This is a genomic window from Saccharibacillus kuerlensis DSM 22868, from assembly GCF_000378145.1.
Taxonomy (GTDB): Bacteria; Bacillota; Bacilli; order Paenibacillales; family Paenibacillaceae; genus Saccharibacillus; species Saccharibacillus kuerlensis.
In genome coordinates this window covers 564,706-581,205 of the sequence record NZ_KB899277.1, presented here as the reverse complement: position 1 = coordinate 581,205, position 16,500 = coordinate 564,706, and the positions used below count along the sequence as shown (strand labels likewise).

Here is a 16,500-nt window from a genome sequence, read left to right as displayed (position 1 = left end):
GGAAATGGAGCGGCACAAGCAGGATTCAGAAATGCGAAAAGGAGGAAAAACTCAATGAACGAACAATCACCTTGGGATTTAACAATCCGTGAGTTTATCGGACGCGCCGGCAGCGCGAAAGCGATACCTGGAGGAGGAAGCACTTCGGCATTGGCAGCTGCTCTCGGATCGGCAATGACATCGATGGCGGCCAATCTGTCCCATCGGGAGCGCACGCCGGATCAGAGGGAGGAGATTGACGCGGCGGAGGTCGAGATGCAAGAAATTGCGGCGGAATGCGAAAAGCTGATGTCGGAAGATATGCGCGGCTTCGCGAAATATTTGGAAGCAAGTGAAGCGGCCGATACCCATGAAGACAAGGCACTGGTCGAAGCGGTAATGCAGACGATTGAAGTACCGCTGGCAATGATGGAAGTCTGTGTTAGAGGTCTTCAAAGTGCACGGGGAATTGCTGACGCGACACGGGAGCATGTCCTGTCCGATCTTGGCATTGGCATCGTCATGTTCGAGGCCGCAGCCCGCTCGGCTTATCTGACCGTACGCATCAATCTTCCGGCATGTATGGACGAGAAGAAGCGCGAGATTTACGGCGACCGTGCCGACAGGCTGCTGCTTCAGGCGGAGCGTCTGAAGGAATTGGCACTCAATGAAGTTACGCAGGCGATAGAGAAGGAGATGGAGAGCAGTCGGAATGGCGATTGAGCCGGTGACCCAATGCAAAGCGCGGAGAGTGGGAACGGGATAGCGCGCAGACAGCGAGAGTGGCATAATAAAAAGGCGGGACCGGAAGCGGCGCAGCTGTGAAGCTTCCGGCTTTTGGTCTGTGGAAGGAGAGAAACATATGGAAGACATACAGCCAGATGAGATCATAAACAGCGGACAGACGCCCGAACATTGGAAAAGGCGGCGTAGTGAGCTGGGCCGCTGGGCAGAACGCGAGAAAGTTCGCCGCGAATCCAAACGGACGGGAATGCTGAATGGCGTTGAAGTCGACGCCGAACTGCTGGAAGCGCTGCGTCTTCTGAATGCGGCTGGAGTAAAAACAGAATACTCTTGTGCGGGCGTAAGTCCCCTTGACGAGCCCGAAGAGCATTCGCTGTATGCGTACATCACCTTGATCGAGAGCGAAGCAGCTCGGAATTTTGTCGATTACGCAATGCGGCGGATGGGCCGGCGGCTGCTCGTATCTTATGAGCCGGCGGGCCGCCGATACGATTTGTCCTCGTTCATGCTTGGACAGAACCGTTCGTTCTGCCTGCTGCTGGAATCCTGCGCCCGCGAATTTGCGCAGCAGGGATAGGATCAAGACAAATACGGGATACTCGCGCAATGCGGGATCGTAATCGTATAGGAAGGAGCTGGATATCAAATCATGCAGACCGTTGAGAAAAGAAGCCGGCAGATCGTCGGTAAGCTGGCGGCTCAGGCCGCTGCGCGAGAACTGCTTCCAAGCGGGTTGTGGTTCCACGACGATATACGGAACAATTTTTATTACGCGTCTTATTTGTACGCGGCTGCGTCTGACCCGGATATTCGGGTCCGCTTTGACCGTGAAGGGGCTAAAGAGACAGCGACAGCGGTACTTGAGCGTGTATTGGAGCTGCAGGATCGCCGTGAAGGCAGCGAAACTTACGGTCACTGGCCGCTGGGCTTGGGCGATGAGCCGGAGAGAGCAGAGCCGAATACGCTGCCGGTTGAACTGATGGGCAGTCTGATGCTTTATTTTGTCGAGCGCTGCGGGGAGTCGCTGTCGCAGAAGCTGCGTAAAGCTTTTGAAGAGGCACTGAAGGCAGTATACGACAGCCGTTTCTATGACCGTCCGTTGAAGGAGTATGGTCATCATGAGGCTAAGTATACGGCTGCCAAGCTGCTGTTCGGAGCATTTTACGACGATCAGCCTCTGTTGGAGGACGGCCGCCGCTCACTGAAAGATCTGCTGGAGTATGTGCAAAATCGCGGTATGCACGAATATGGATCGCAGCCGTGGTTCTGGCATTGGGTGCAGGCATTTACCTGCGTGCGTCTGCTGCTTGATGATCCGGAGATTACGGATGATTTGAACCGGATGCTGGATCTGTTATGGCGTGAGCGATCGCTGCATTACATCGGCGGTGCCTGGGCCGGGCCGCATGCCCGGGGGTTGGCAGTGGATGCGCCGAGGGATCGGAATGCGGCATTCGATTATTTGCAGTACGGCGACTTCAGGCTGCCTCCTGAGCTGGTACGCGCCGAGTATGCGGGCTTCTTGTATTATGAAGCGCCGGAAGACGCCCGAATTGCGGCTATTGACCGCCTTGTACCGACGGAGGTCAAGAAGAAGATTCTTAAGCCTCAGCCTAACGGATCGGATCGCGAGCTGCACAGCTACACGTATCTGACCGATGCCTATGCAGCAGGCGGCATGTGGGAGCAATCGGAAGAATTCGACAATGAACAGCACCGCTGGGATATTACGTTCCCACTGTCGTATGAACTGGGAAATGCGGTGAACCAGGCTTACTTTATCCATCCCGGAAAAGGATATGCCGAGGGAGATCTGCGTCACGAAAGCCCGTATGCAAAAATTTTGCCGGACCGCAGCGTAGTGATGGCAATGTATCCGGTGCCGGAGGGAGAAGACCCGACGATTGTCGGTGTACTGCCGAAAGGCGAGTGGATTCGCGAAGAGCGGGCTCTGTTCGGCCAAGTCGGAGGCGCTTATCTGGCGGTCTATTTACGAAACGAATATGAGCTCGAGGAGACGGAGGATCGCCTTAACGTACGCAGCACGGGATCTCACGGAGCCGTCGTAATCGAAGCGGCAAGTGTTGAGGAGGCGGAGAGTCTGGACGCCGACGATCTGGAAGGCTTCGCTGTCCTGATGCGCGATCGGACACCGTCGTTTGCTCCGGACGGCAGAAGCGTAAGCTATCGCAGTCTGCACAGCCGAAGACTGGAACTGATCCTTGCCGAAACAGGCGAAGCGGAAGCGAAGATTAACGGGAAAGCAGCGGAATTTTCCGATTATGTACGATAGAACTACGGCAATACAGAATTACAGAAATACAGCATTGAATCAGGGCAGCAGCAGGGCCCAATAAGCGGATTCCGCCGCTGCTGCGTTTCTTTATCACTCAAAAAATACGCATTCTACGACAAAAAGTCACGCTTCTATGCAAGAAGCGTGACTTTTTGATATAAAGCAAACCGATGGTATCAGCCTGAACTTCCTTGAGCTTACTCCGGTTTGTTTTCCTGGAATGCCGCAAAGAAAGGCTTCGGCGCTTCCGTGTCGAACTTCATTGTCTTACCCGTTGTCGGATGGACAAAGGTCAGTTGGTGTACATGTAGTCCCAGACGACCGAGAGTGCGCAGCGTCGATCCGTATTTCTTGTCGCCAACGACCGGATGTCCGATGTCTTCGAACTGGGCACGAATCTGGTTTTTGCGGTTGGTTTCTGTCGTAACTTCAAGCAGCGACATCTGACTGCCTGATTTCAGGAGCTTGTAGTGCAGAACGGCATGCAGACCGTCGCCTTCCTTGCGGCTGGCGTACATCTTCATTGTCTTCGTCTCGCGAAGCCAAGAAGTCACGGTATCAGATTCGGTTTTGACTTTGCCTTCTACAAGTACCATGTAAGACTGCTTGGCGGTTCCTGTGTTCCACTGTTCATGCAGCGCTTCCTTGGCCGCTTCCGTCTTGGCGAGCAGCATGACACCGGAGGCGTCTTTCTCAAGCAGCTGCAGTGCGAAAAGGCGTCCCTGCTGATTGGTCTGCCGAATATGTCCCATCAGTTGACGGTAGACCGTATTGTCTTCTTCGCGCGAAGCGGACATGGACAGCAGGCCGGCTTCTTTGCGAATCACGATGACGTCGTCGTCTTCGTGCAGAATGCGCATACCGCTCAATTTCATTTTCGGCTTGGCCCGTTCCTTGCCGACAACGACAGTCTGGCCGGGCTCCAGCGGATGGTTGTACAAGGTAACGACGGTGCCGTCGACCCGAACTTGTCCATGAGCCAGTACGGATTTGACCGAGTTTCGGCCCATACCTTTCATATGCTCCAGCAGGAAAGCCAGCAGTTCGGCAGGCTGGGTCACAGTGAAGCTGCGGGATTGAGCATCTGTTTTCGCACGTCTTGCTTCTTCTCGAGCTGTGTAAGAATTATCTTTCTTGACGCCGGGAGGACGCTTCTTACCGCCCGGTCGTTTATTCGTATAAGCCATAATCGGATGAACTCCATTCTTGAAAAGGGATCGTAGGTCGTACGCGGCCGATCAAGAGGTTGAAAAGTCAAGCATGAAGCCGCGATTCGCCGAGTCCAATATACCAGAGCCGCCGCCAAAAGGCCAGAAAATACCGAATAAGCCCGCCGGGTACAGCGGGCTTTCGATTTGCGAAAAAAGTCTGATCAGAGGATATTCGGCAGCGGACTCGCTGGAGTCAGACCGGCATCAAACGGGTCGAGACGGCGATCCGGTTCCAGCCGTTGATCACTACAATTGCCATGATCAGTTTGGCAGTGCCTTCTTGTCCGAATAGGCGGACAGCTTCGTCATAGACGTCGTCAGGCACGCCATGACGATCCAGACGGGTAGCAGCTTCGGTCAGCGCCAGTGCCGCCCGCTCTTCATCGTTGAAGAACGGAGTTTCCCGCCAAGCCGCCAGAACATGCAGACGCTGTTCGGTTTCGCCCAACTTGCGCGCATCACGTGTGTGCATATTGAGGCAGAAGGCGCAGCCGTTCAGCTGAGATGCGCGGATTTTGATCAATTCGAGAATTGTCGAGTTCAGATTCGCGCCAGCGATTGCCATTTCAAGTTCCATCATTTTTTTGTAGACGTTGGGAAGCACCTGCTGCATGTTCATACGCTGTTCCATCGTTGTATAATCTCCTTTGTATGTCGAATGGTGGGCAGGAGAAAAGGATAGGCACCTTTAGCACATTTCTTTCTACGCCGTTAAGATACTTTGTCTGCCCTTACGATACAGGAGACAAAATGGAAAAGGGGGATGTGACGTTTTTTGCGAAAAAGAATATTTGTTCCCATTCGGTTGTTGCCCGATTGACGCATGCCCGGTAAAATATAGAAAGAACACGCTCCAATAAAGTTCACGGATCTGTATGATTCGGGCTTCTAGTCGGGCGTCTTGACGAACAGTGAATCTACGGGGATGCCGCAGGCGGCATTCCCTTTAAGGAGTTTTGCATAATGGCTATTGAAGAAACGGTGCTGATGGAGCAGGCAGGCGAACTGCTGCAGAAATATTACGGTTATCCCGATTTTCGCGAGGGCCAGAAAAAAATTGTCGAAAGTCTGCTGACCCGCCGAGATACATTGGGAATCATGCCGACGGGCGGCGGTAAATCGATCTGTTATCAAATTCCGGCGCTGATGATGGAAGGATTGACGTTGGTCGTCTCTCCGCTGATCTCGCTTATGAAAGACCAAGTCGACGCGCTTGTAACGAACGGAATTGCGGCGGCATATATCAACAGCACGCTGAGCGGACGCGAAGTCAATGAACGCATTCGGGCGGCGCAGCGCGGCGAACTGAAGCTGCTGTATGTTGCGCCCGAGCGATTGGAACTGGATTGGTTCCAAAACGAGATGGCGAATCTGCGCATTGACTGTGTGGCGGTCGACGAAGCTCACTGCGTCTCGCAGTGGGGACATGATTTCCGTACCAGCTATCTAGCGGTTGCGCCCTTTGTCGATTCGCTGCCGCACCGACCGACCGTAGCCGCTTTTACCGCGACGGCGACGCCGCAGGTCATGGACGACATCGTCAGACTGCTTCATCTGCAGGAGGCGAATACGTTTGTCACCGGGCTGGGTCGCGACAATTTGGCTTTCACCGTACTGCGGGGCGAGAGCAAGAAGGACTACATTTTCGATTATGCCAAAAGCCATGCAAGCGAAGCCGGCATTGTATACGCGGCAACGCGCAAGGAAGTGGATGAGCTGTACTCCAAGCTGTCGATGCAGGGGCTTGCGGCCGGACGCTATCATGCGGGCATGACGGATGAGGAACGCGAAAGCGCACAGGAAGCGTTTCTGTACGACGATGTACGGGTGATGGTCGCAACCAACGCTTTCGGTATGGGCATCGATAAGTCGAATGTACGCTATGTCATTCACTATAATATGCCGAAAAATATGGAAGCCTATGTACAGGAAGCCGGTCGTGCGGGCCGGGACGGCGAACCGAGCGAATGTATTCTGCTGTTCAGTGCGCAGGACATCGTCGTTCAGAAATTCCTGATCGAGCAGAACGGACAAGAAGAAGAGCGGCGTCATAACGAATACCGGAAGCTGCAGCAGATGGTCGATTATTGTTATACGACAAGATGCCTGCGCAGCGCCCAACTGGATTACTTCGGCGAGGAGCACGAAGACAAGCCATGCGGCAGCTGCAGCTCCTGCCGGGACGAGCGGGAGATCATCGATATTACGGTGGATGCACAGAAGATCTTCTCTTGTATTTACCGGATGAGAGAGCGCTTCGGAGCTTCGATGGTAGCCGGTGTGCTCAAAGGCTCCCGCAACAAAAAAGTGCTGCAGTACAAGTTTGACCAGCTGTCGACTTATGGAATGCTTAACGGCAAAACGGAAAAAGAAATCGTCGATATGATCAATGTGCTCGCTTCCGAAGGGTATCTGGAGCTGACGGAAGGTCAGTATCCGGTTGTGAAATTAAGACCGCTTGCTACGGAAGTGCTCAAAGGTGGCCGGCAGGTATTCCAGCGCGAAGCGCGCAAAGCAGCGTTCGCCGCATCTTCGGGTTCCCGGAGCAGTCGGCCGCGTGCGGACGAGAAGCTTTCAGCGGTCGAAGTGACCATTTTCGAGCAGCTGCGTCTGATCCGGCGCGAGTTGGCGGAGAAGGAGCATGTGCCGTCTTATATTATTTTCAACGATGCAACGCTCAGCGAGATGAGTATTCACAAGCCGAAGACAGAGTTTGAAATGCTGCGGATCAAAGGCGTAGGTGAAGTGAAATACCGCAAATATGGACGTCCGTTCCTGGAGTTTTTCCAAAATCGTGAAGGAGATGTAGGAGGAGGCGCTTCGGACAATGACGGCTACTACGATATGGAAGCCCCGCCGGATGAAGAATTGAACGACTCGAATATGTTCGCATACTACGAAGATTACGAAAACTGATCGGATAAGAACCGTCAGGAATAAATGAGCAAATGAACAAATAAAAAAATGAGCAAATGATAAAAAGGGAGCTTTCCGCTTATAAGCGGGAAGCTCTCTTTTTCGTCCGGTCTCGTCGGATTTCGTCCGAATGTTCTGAATAACTTTTGCCGCATAGACATTGTCAACGGTTCGGTATGTCAATGTTCGAAGGCGGAATCGTTCCAAAGTGCCGGTCCATCCAGTCGATCCAACCGGAGATAATCTCGCTGCGGTTGACTTCGAATGCTAATTCATGGCGTGCCCCTCGGTAAACGCGGCACTCAAGATTTCGAATTCCGGCCTTTTCATAGAAGAGCTTTAGACGACGCACGCCTTCTTCACCGCCTACCGGATCGTGTTCACCGGAGCACAGCAGAACCGGGCCGGTAAATTCGATCCGGTTCGGAAGCTCCGGGCGCTGAATATCCAGCAGCAGTTGAAAGAAGTCGCGGAAAAATCCGCAGCTGAACAGCTTCCGGCCGTAATGGCGGACAAAGTCGTCGACGGCTCGTTCGTCGCGCGACAGCCAGTCGAAGCGTGTCCGCCGGGGCTTAAAACCTCGGCCAAAGGGACCAAACACAAGCGCGTTCAGCGCAAACGACGCGAACGCGGGCGAGAGCAGCCGCGCCTCGGCCGCCGCAAATGCGCGTCCGAGCTTCAGCGGCAGCGCAGCTCGGCGGCCGGAACTGCCGGTCAAGATGAAGCCGGCATAATAAGCCGGCTGGTCGGCCATCAGCTTTTGGGCGAGAAACGAGCCCATGCTGTGGCCGAGCAGGATCACCGGCGCACCCGGATGGCGCCGGGAAATCTCTGCCGCGATGATCAGCAGATCGCGGCACATGCCGTTCAGCCCATCAGGCCCGGCATAGCCCTGGCGCAGCGGTCCGTCCGGCGTCTCGCCGGACGTCCGGCCGTGACCGCGGTGGTCGCCCGCGTACACGGCATAGCCCGCCGCATTCAGCGCCGCGGCGAGATCGGCATAGCGGCCGCCGTTCTCGCCCATACCGTGCGAAATTTGCACGACGGCCTTCGGCTGGGCCAGCGGCCATGCATGAACGAAGAGCGTCACGCCGTCGGCGCCGTCCAGCAGAAAGGGACTGGCACCTTCCGACTCACTATGAGTCTGCCGGGAGAGACCGGCGTCGGCGGCTGTTTCGGCCGATTGTACCGAACGTGGGAATGTCTGGCCGTTCGGCGAAGCAGGCGCCATAGAAGCCATAGGATCTGTAGAGCGGTGAAGCATGGCAGTTCCTCCCGGAAGATCAATTTATACAGCTTGTTTGCTTCTTACTCGATACATACTTGTTCTCATACATACCCGTTTTTGCATTCCACTATTTCTTTATGCATAAAAAAGCCGGAAAAGAGGGATGTTTTCCTCTTTTCCGGCTTAGTAAAGTGTATCGCCGGTCCAAAGCCGTATTCGGTTCGGAATTTTCAATCTTGTACCTGCAGGAGCTTATAGTCCCTCTGATTAAACTTTTTCCACTGCAATCAGATAAGGGGCTTCCGGCCTTTGGGGCTGGCGATACAAAATGCATCGTGCCGCTGATCCCGGCAGTTCGCCGGCCCAGCGTTCGACGGCGAGCGCCTCTGCGCCGCCTCCGTCGTGTCCGGGATAGAGCACCGCGGTCAGAATGCCCTTGGGCCGCAGGAGAGACAGCGCGGCTTCAAGAGCGGGCAGCGTGGATACCGATGTCGTCATTACACTCAGATCTTCCGCTCCCGGCAGATAGCCTAGATTGAACATGACAGCGGCAACCCGGCCTTGATGATCCGCCGGCAGCGCCTCCGCCATCTCCGCATGACTGCGCAGCAGCAGCTCGGTGGAAGCCAGCTTTGTACCGGCTTCCATCTCGCGTTCCAGGCGCATCACTGCTTGATCCAGCGCAGACTGCTGGACATCGAATCCGTAAACCCGTCCGCGAGCTCCGGCGGTCCGTGCCAGGAAGAGCGTGTCTGCCCCTGTGCCGACCGTAGCGTCGACAGCAATATCGCCCGGCTGAAGCCTTTTCTGAATCAGCTGCTGGGCAAAGTTAAGTACCGATACAAATCCCATCTTTCTTAACCCCTCCAGTACTTGCCCTGCCAGGTTCCGCGATTCTCCAGTTCGGCATCAATGCCGTTCAGCACTTCCCACTTCTTCAAGCTCCACATCGGACCGATCAGCAGGTCGCGGGGCGCATCACCGGTCAGTCGGTGCACAATCATTTCCGGAGGCAGAATTTCCAAGGTGTCGACAATCAGCTTGATGTACTCGTCGCGCTCCAGGAAGCGGAGCAGTCCGGCTTCGTACTGCTTGACCATCGGCGTTTTGCGCATCAAGTGCAGCAGGTGAATCTTGATGCCCTGCACATCCATATTGGCTACCGCGCGTCCGGTATCCAGCATCATCTCATGCGACTCCTGCGGCAGACCATAGATGATATGGGCACAGACACGAATGCCTCGTGCCCGCAGCTTCGCAACCGCCTCCTCGTAGCAGGCCGTATCATGTGCACGGTTAATCAGCGTAGAAGTCGACTCGTGGATCGTCTGCAGGCCCATTTCAACCCACAAGTAAGTTCGTTCGTTCAATTCGGCCAGATAATCGATCACATCGTCCGGCAGGCAGTCGGGACGGGTAGCGATAGCAAGTCCGACCACACCGGGCTGCTTGAGAATTTCTTCATAGTACTCACGCAGCGTTTCCAGGGGAGCATACGTATTTGTATAAGCTTGAAAATAACCGATATATTTTGCGCTCGGCCATTTCAGATGCTGACGATCGCGAATATTGTTGAATTGAGTAACGAGATCATCACGGCGGCTGCCTGCAAAGTCGCCCGATCCGCGCGCGCTGCAGAACGTACAGCCGCCTTTGGCGATGGATCCGTCGCGGTTTGGACAGGTAAAGCCTGCATCAAGCATAACTTTAAATACTTTGTCGCCGAATTGGTCATGCATTTCGGTATTCCATGTATGGAACCGCTTATCGCTCCAGAGTAGAGGCTTCTCTGATGCAAGAGCCGGAATATAAGAAAACATTAGTCGAACTCCTTTCAAAATGGACAGAGGTTCATTACCGAGAGACACCTTATCCGTCAATCTTTAATTATATCAAAATCGCTTGGGAGTAAAAAGAATAATTCTGTGAAAATGGATTCCTTGAACAAAAATATACGATAAAAAAATAAATTTTGCGCTTGATATATCTTACATCGATGTGTTATATTTAACTTGAGATCGGAACACGGAAAAATAGCGATATATCAATAATGGTAACGCTATCTTTAGATTCCGGGAAGTGCCGATTATTCTTATAGAAACGAAGAGGTGATTGATAATGACTACTCAATTTGCACCGGATCATTCCGAGGAAAAAATTTCGGTCCAGCTGACCCGTGAAGAAGCGCTTGCATTGACAGGCGTGCGTTTCAACAACGGCCATCAGATCGAAGTGGGAGCCCGCAAGAAAATTCGCAGCGCATTTGAAAAGGCATTTGATTTTGCCGCGGATCGCACGGAATAAACGAGAACCAAGCGCAAAGGCGCTCTTTCGCTTAACCGGATTATTATCCCGGCATAGATAAGCGGCATCGGCAGATCGACGATCGTGCCGACCGCTCCAGAAGCCCTTCCCGAGCGGAAGGGCTTCTTTTTCGTCTTTACTTTTTGCAGGAACTTCGGCACAATAAGGCGGAGGCTCGAGCGTACGGATAATCGGACGACGGATCCATGCGGCAAAGCGCCGGAAGCGGTATGCATCGGAGATGGCCGAGCCGAGATTTTTATAGCGGAGGAATGACATGCGTTTACGCGGAAGAAAAGGAATCCGGGAAAACCTGGAGGCACAACCGGAATTGGTTGTCCTCGAACCGGAACAGTATAAGGGACGTTGGGCCGAATTGTTCGGCAACGACCACCCGATCTATGTAGAGCTTGGTATGGGCAAAGGCCGCTTTATCAGCGGTACAAGCGTGCGCAATCCCCAAGCGAATTTCATCGGTATCGATATGTATGACGAACTGGTTCGCCGGGCAAGCGAGAAAGCGAGAGCGGCTTGGGCGGAACAAGGTCATGATACGCCGCCGAGCTTGATGCTGGCACGTGCCAACGTCGAGAAACTCGAAGATATTTTTGCTCCAGGCGAACTGGAGCGCATTTATTTGAATTTCAGCGATCCATGGCCGAAGAAAAAGCATGCACGCCGCCGTTTGACGCATCCGCGTTTTTTGGATATGTACAAGCGTGTGTTGAATGCTAACGGACAAATTCATTTCAAGACGGACTCCGAGACTTTGTTCGAATTCTCGTTGAACTCGTTTGCGGATTCGGGTCTGCAGATGACCAACATTAGTCTGAACCTGCATCGCGATGGCATCAACGAAGAACATGTGATGACCGAATATGAGCACAAATTCATGGGCAAGGGCATGAATATCCATCGCTGCGAAGTTGTAATCGGCGAAAAGGCACTTGAACGATACGAAGAGGTTCGCATGGAGCCTTACCGTATTTCTTCGGACGAAAGAGCCGCTATGGCTGCCGAAGAAGCGGAGAATGAAACTCCGGTCGTCGAGGAAGAAAAGTCCGAGGTCTGATCGCTTTAGAACAGTTTTCGATACGTTTTTCCATTCTTTCGTTCAAGTTTGTTCGGAGGAACCGGCAAGCCGCAAACTCGAATAAATGTTAGGCCCAAGGTCAGAGGGTTCGCAGAAGCAGTGTTTTGCGAGCTTTCTGACCTTTTGGTCTGGTCCTGCATTTTCTGTGCCAAAAAGAAAAAGCGCCTTTCCGATTTCTCAGAAAGGCACCTTGTTCGTTGTTTCCAATATTTCGATGATTCGCCGCGCACTTTGCATCGGACGCAGCTTTTCGATGTTCAGACGGCTTTCTGCGCGCCGGCGTACCAACTCTTCATAAGCTTCCGCGTCGGTTAGCCGTGCCATCCACTTTCCGACCACTTCCAACGAAGAAAGCCGCTCGCCCCAGCCTTTGCTGGTAAAGTACTCGCAGTTTTCTTCTTCTTGTCCGGGAAGAGGATTGTGGAACAGCATCGGAATTGCTTTGGCAAGACCTTCCGTACAAGTCATGCCGCCGGGTTTCGTAATCAGCAGATCGGAGACTTCCATGAGTTTATCGATTTCTTTCGTATAACCCATAACGCGAATATGTTCGTGTTGAAAGCGTGGATCGCGGTTCAACTTGCGCATCGCTTTTTCGTTGCTGCCAACGCAGAAAACGAGCTGCACATCTTGACGCCAACGCGTCAGATACGGATTAAGTACGTCTCCATTCATTAGTCCCCAACCGCCGCTCATGACAAGAACGGTCGGCATATCTTTGAGACCCATTTGCTGTAGAATGCTCGCTTTGACCGGATGTTCCCAGAAGCTTGGATGAACCGGAATGCCGGTTACATCGATGCGGAACGGGGAAACTCCGCGCAGCAGCACCTTGTTTTTGACTTCTTCGGTGGAAACGAGATAATGATCGACTTCTCCGCTGATCCATGTGCCGTGCGCATCGTAATCCGTAATGACCGTACAGAGCGGTACATTCAGGCCCAAGCGCTTCAACCTTGAAATAACCGCGCTTGGAATCGGATGAGTGCACACAACAAGATCAGGTCTGAGCTGCTGGATCACGTCGCGCGCATGGGTGTAGAACAGCCGATGCAGCGCCAGTGTCGCCAGACGATTGATCGACTTTTTATACTGCTGCTTGTACATCATTCGCACAAGACGGGGCTGTGTGATGACCGTTTTCTTGTAAGCGCTGATGAACAGCGGAGCAACTTTGGGATTGAGAAAGCTTCCAAGCTCCAGTACCCGGCTTTGAACATCGGGTGAAAGTTTGCGAAGACTGCCGGACAGGGCATAGGCGGCCCTTGTATGTCCCGCGCCGAAGCCTTCCGACAGGATCAGCACTCTGTATTTGGACACGTTTTCGTCACCTTTTTCGGAAAAGCCCGCTCCTGCGCCTGCGGCACGAAAGAGCTGGCCGATTTTTCGATTCGCCCCTTACATGAACAACCGCATTTGATCCGTTATTCCGGACTGGCGGCGCCTCGTATAAAAATGAGGAAAGAGGGCGCGAACCAGACGTTGGATACGGTCGGCGGACCGGGTTGTTTTAGGCTGCGTACCCTTCTACGATAGCGGCTTTAAGGCCATAATGCAACTGTCAGCCAAGCGGTCAGGGATCCGATCGCACAGCCGGCCAATACATCGGAAGGATAGTGCAGGCCAAGGTACATCCGGGAGGTTCCTACAATTAATGCGACAGGAAGCAGCACGGGAGTCGTCCAAGGAAGCAGAAGCATAATGGGAACCGTGACCGAAAAAATTGCTGTGGTGTGTCCGGAAGGAAACGAGTGATCCACAAGCGGATTACGAAAAGTGTTTGTCTCGGGCAGCGCAAGGTGCGGACGCACCCTTGGATACAGCTTTTTGACAATTGCGACCGGTACGTGACTTACAGCCAGTGCGACGAGCGAGTGCAGGGCTGCCGAATTCCAGGGAGCGGGTGCAAGCCAAGAAGCAAGCACGGTCGCCGTGATGGTAAAGGTGGCGCCGCCCAGATGAGTCAAATAGTAGAGCAGGATACTGAGAACGCGATGGTGCAGACGACCGTTCACCCATTTGAAGATGCGCTGGTCCAATTGGCTCAGCTTGATTAGCAAGCTACGCATAGCAACATACCTCCGGATAAAGAGCCCGGCGAATGAAAAAGGCGACGGGGCTATCTTTTTTTTCTGCCAACGCCGGTCGGTTTAGGCGATTTGTTTTCTCCAAAGCGCCAAATCCGAAACAGTGCGGGACGGCAGTTCCACATCAGGTTGTACTTGAAGTTGTACTTTTGACTCTATCAACCCCGAATTATACAATGATTCAAGGCAATTATAATAGGGTTAAAAAAAATTAACCGAATTTGCCCAACTTTTATCAGTACTCCGCGTTTAATTTGATGACAGAGAGAACGGGAGGCGGGTCTAAACTCGAAATCTGAAAGAAAATGAGCAAGAAACGAGCAACTCGGCGTAATAAGGATATAACCGGTGCTGCGCAAGCGAATCAGATAGACCCGGCTTGTAATTTGAGGGTAGAAGCTTCTTTTTTTGACTTGCAGCACGATTTCACGCTTTTGACAAATGTCTGCAAAATCGCCAAAATCGAAAAGAATGATTCATGTTTAATCCAAAATAACAAAAGGGTCATTTTAAAGTCGCTATGGACATTATGCACAGAAGACACACAAACAAAAACTTTCTGTGTACATAGGGGTAAAAAAAAGGGGGTTCAACCAACCATGCTGCAAGTAACATTCGTAACACTCCAGGTGCTGCTGGCCATAATCGGAGTGTACCAGTTCGGATTTGCGCTGTTCGGACTGTACAAAAAACAAAAACAAAAATCATTTGAGCCGCAAAAATCATTTGCCATTCTGGTTGCCGCGCATAACGAAGAAGAGGTCATCGGAGCGCTGATGGAAAACTTGAAACGTCTGCGTTATCCGAAAGAGCTGTACGATGTTTTCGTCATTTGTGATAACTGTACGGACAAGACGGCAGACATTGTACGCGAACACGGTTGGAACGCTTGCGTCCGCACGAATCCGAATTTGCGGGGCAAGGGTTATGCGATCGAGTGGATGCTGGAGGAACTGTGGAAGCTGGAACGCGAGTATGACGGCATCGTCATGCTGGACGCAGATAACCTGGCACATCCCGATTTCCTGCTTGGCATGAACGACGATCTCTGCCGTGGAGCCAAAGTTATCCAGGGATACATTGACACAAAAAATCCGGACGACTCTTGGATTACGGCTGCTTACGGAATTTCGTATTGGTACATCAACCGGTTGTGGCAGCTGTCGCGTCATAATTTGAATATGGCCAACTTCCTCGGAGGCACAGGCATGTGCTTTGACAATAAGCTGCTGCAAGAGATGGGCTGGGGCGCAACAAGCCTTGTCGAAGACTTGGAGTTCACGATGCGCTGTGTCAAACGCGGCGTTTATCCGAAATTCAACTACCATGCCAAAATCTATGATGAGAAGCCGCTGACATTCAAAGCTTCTTCCGTTCAGCGTCTGCGCTGGATGCAGGGTCACTTCACAGTAGCGCGGAAATATTTCTTCCCACTTCTGTGGCAGAGCATCCGTGATCGCAGTCTGGTCAAGTTCGATATGGCGCTGTATGCGGTTAACGTGTACATCGTACTGCTGACGTTGATGCTGACCGTCGTATTGTACGGCGATATCGCTTTGTTTGGCGGACCGCATCTTCTGACCGTTTACGATTACATGCCGCTGTGGGTTGCTGCCGTTGCTATTGTTGCCCAGGTTGCCGTATTCTTCGTTGCCATGTTCCTGGAAAAGGTCAAATCGTGGAAAGTGTATGCGTACATGCTGCTGTTCCCGATCTACCTGCTGTCATGGTTCCCAATCACGTTCTACGCCTTCTTCACGCAAAACAACAAGCAGTGGAGCCATACTAAGCATACCCGGGTCGTGCGTCTGGACGAAGTGCAAAGCGAGCAAAGCTAAAGACATACAAGCCTTCGTGAAATTTTTCAAAAAAATGTTTACAAGCGCTTGGTGATCTGGTATAGTTGTAAAAGTGTTGTTTAACAACTTGGATTCAAAAGCAGAAGCTCCGCTTCTCACCTGTTCGGCGTAAAGCTGACTGGTTCCCGATCCAATCATTTATGAAGAATTTTTCTCATGAAGATTGAAGATCAACAGGGATGCGGACTGTCTGTCCGTATCCCTTTTATTATGGGCAAATAAGCCCCTGCAACAAAATCGATTTGGAGGTGGACGGTTATTAGTAAGGACCATATGATCAATGAGGAAATTCGGGCGCGCGAAGTACGCCTGGTAGGCGCAGAAGGCGAACAGATCGGAATCAAGCCATTGCGTGAGGCTCTCCAGATGGCTGCAGATCTTAATTTGGACTTGGTGAACATGGCACCTCAAGCAAAACCGCCAGTTTGCCGGATCATGGATTATGGCAAGTTCCGTTATGAACAGCAGAAGAAAGACAAAGAAGCGCGCAAAAATCAGAAAATCGTTGAGCTTAAAGAAGTTCGTTTCAGTGCGAACATCGAGGAACACGATTATATGACAAAACTGCGCAACGTGGTTAAATTCCTGGAAGCCGGAGACAAAGTAAAATGTTCCGTACGCTTCCGCGGACGGGAAATTACACACGCTTCGCTTGGCCAGAAAGTGCTCGAACGGGTACGGGACGAAGTATCGGAGATTTCCGCGGTCGACCGTCAACCGAAACTCGAAGGCCGCAGCATGATTATGATTCTGGCACCGAAAAACCAATAGGGGGAAACGACA

The 16,500-nt window shown here is 52.4% G+C and carries 15 protein-coding genes; 8 read left to right on the top strand and 7 right to left on the bottom strand.

Translation table 11 applies throughout. The annotated features are described in order from the left end of the window. The first annotated feature begins 54 nt into the window (after positions 1-54). From F456_RS21640 to F456_RS0102670, 3 genes are all read left to right on the top strand, one after another. A complete protein-coding gene (locus F456_RS21640) occupies positions 55-702 on the top strand; it encodes a cyclodeaminase/cyclohydrolase family protein (protein ID WP_018975461.1) in 648 nt (215 codons plus the stop codon). Between the two features lie 139 nt (positions 703-841). Continuing rightward, the gene (locus F456_RS0102675) at positions 842-1,300 is read left to right on the top strand and encodes a hypothetical protein (protein ID WP_018975460.1); all 459 of its coding nucleotides are present in this window, start codon (positions 842-844) and stop codon (positions 1,298-1,300) included. A 72-nt stretch (positions 1,301-1,372) separates the two neighbouring features. After that, positions 1,373-3,016 (top strand): hypothetical protein, encoded by a 1,644-nt coding sequence (locus tag F456_RS0102670; protein ID WP_018975459.1) that lies wholly within the window; start codon positions 1,373-1,375, stop codon positions 3,014-3,016. Positions 3,017-3,216: 200 nt separating this feature from the next. On the opposite strand, the gene F456_RS0102665 is transcribed toward F456_RS0102670, so the two are convergent. Then, positions 3,217-4,206: an RluA family pseudouridine synthase gene (locus tag F456_RS0102665; RefSeq protein ID WP_018975458.1), complete on the bottom strand. Its 990-nt coding sequence runs from the start codon at positions 4,204-4,206 to the stop codon at positions 3,217-3,219. A gap of 217 nt (positions 4,207-4,423) precedes the next feature. Next, positions 4,424-4,861 carry a carboxymuconolactone decarboxylase family protein gene (locus tag F456_RS0102660; RefSeq protein ID WP_018975457.1) on the bottom strand — a complete coding sequence of 146 codons (438 nt, stop codon included), beginning with the start codon at positions 4,859-4,861 and terminating at the stop codon, positions 4,424-4,426. Between the two features lie 332 nt (positions 4,862-5,193). On the opposite strand from F456_RS0102660, the gene recQ reads away from it, so the two are divergent. Then, positions 5,194-7,146: a DNA helicase RecQ gene (gene recQ, locus F456_RS0102655; RefSeq protein ID WP_018975456.1), complete on the top strand. Its 1,953-nt coding sequence runs from the start codon at positions 5,194-5,196 to the stop codon at positions 7,144-7,146. A gap of 163 nt (positions 7,147-7,309) precedes the next feature. On the opposite strand, the gene F456_RS0102650 is transcribed toward recQ, so the two are convergent. From F456_RS0102650 to mnmL, 3 genes are all read right to left on the bottom strand, one after another. Then, the gene (locus F456_RS0102650) at positions 7,310-8,410 is read right to left on the bottom strand and encodes an alpha/beta fold hydrolase (protein WP_018975455.1); all 1,101 of its coding nucleotides are present in this window, start codon (positions 8,408-8,410) and stop codon (positions 7,310-7,312) included. Positions 8,411-8,641: 231 nt separating this feature from the next. Then, complete coding sequence (gene mnmM, locus F456_RS0102645) at positions 8,642-9,226, bottom strand: tRNA 5-(aminomethyl)-2-thiouridylate-methyltransferase MnmM (RefSeq protein ID WP_018975454.1); 585 nt, start codon at positions 9,224-9,226, stop codon at positions 8,642-8,644. A 5-nt stretch (positions 9,227-9,231) separates the two neighbouring features. Further along, positions 9,232-10,194 (bottom strand): tRNA modification radical SAM protein MnmL/YtqA, encoded by a 963-nt coding sequence (mnmL, locus tag F456_RS0102640; RefSeq protein WP_018975453.1) that lies wholly within the window; start codon positions 10,192-10,194, stop codon positions 9,232-9,234. 298 nt (positions 10,195-10,492) lie between these two features. Here mnmL and F456_RS0102635 point away from each other — a divergent pair, with 298 nt between their 5' ends. Then, positions 10,493-10,678 carry a hypothetical protein gene (locus F456_RS0102635; protein WP_018975452.1) on the top strand — a complete coding sequence of 62 codons (186 nt, stop codon included), beginning with the start codon at positions 10,493-10,495 and terminating at the stop codon, positions 10,676-10,678. A 277-nt stretch (positions 10,679-10,955) separates the two neighbouring features. Further along, entirely contained in the window at positions 10,956-11,750 is a 795-nt protein-coding gene (trmB, locus tag F456_RS0102630) for a tRNA (guanosine(46)-N7)-methyltransferase TrmB (protein WP_018975451.1), read from the top strand. 198 nt (positions 11,751-11,948) lie between these two features. Here the strand turns inward: trmB and F456_RS0102625 are convergent, their stop codons facing one another. Both F456_RS0102625 and F456_RS0102620 read right to left on the bottom strand, forming a co-directional pair. Then, on the bottom strand, positions 11,949-13,091 hold the full coding sequence (locus tag F456_RS0102625; protein WP_018975450.1) for an MGDG synthase family glycosyltransferase: 1,143 nt from the start codon (positions 13,089-13,091) through the stop codon (positions 11,949-11,951). 221 nt (positions 13,092-13,312) lie between these two features. Beyond that, positions 13,313-13,840, bottom strand: a complete 528-nt coding sequence (locus F456_RS0102620) for a phosphatase PAP2 family protein (RefSeq protein WP_018975449.1) — start codon at positions 13,838-13,840, stop codon at positions 13,313-13,315. A gap of 617 nt (positions 13,841-14,457) precedes the next feature. Here F456_RS0102620 and F456_RS0102615 point away from each other — a divergent pair. Both F456_RS0102615 and infC read left to right on the top strand, forming a co-directional pair. After that, complete coding sequence (locus tag F456_RS0102615) at positions 14,458-15,696, top strand: glycosyltransferase family 2 protein (protein WP_018975448.1); 1,239 nt, start codon at positions 14,458-14,460, stop codon at positions 15,694-15,696. A gap of 294 nt (positions 15,697-15,990) precedes the next feature. Beyond that, positions 15,991-16,488 carry a translation initiation factor IF-3 gene (gene infC, locus F456_RS0102610; RefSeq protein ID WP_018975447.1) on the top strand — a complete coding sequence of 166 codons (498 nt, stop codon included), beginning with the start codon at positions 15,991-15,993 and terminating at the stop codon, positions 16,486-16,488. Positions 16,489-16,500: the final 12 nt, after the last annotated feature.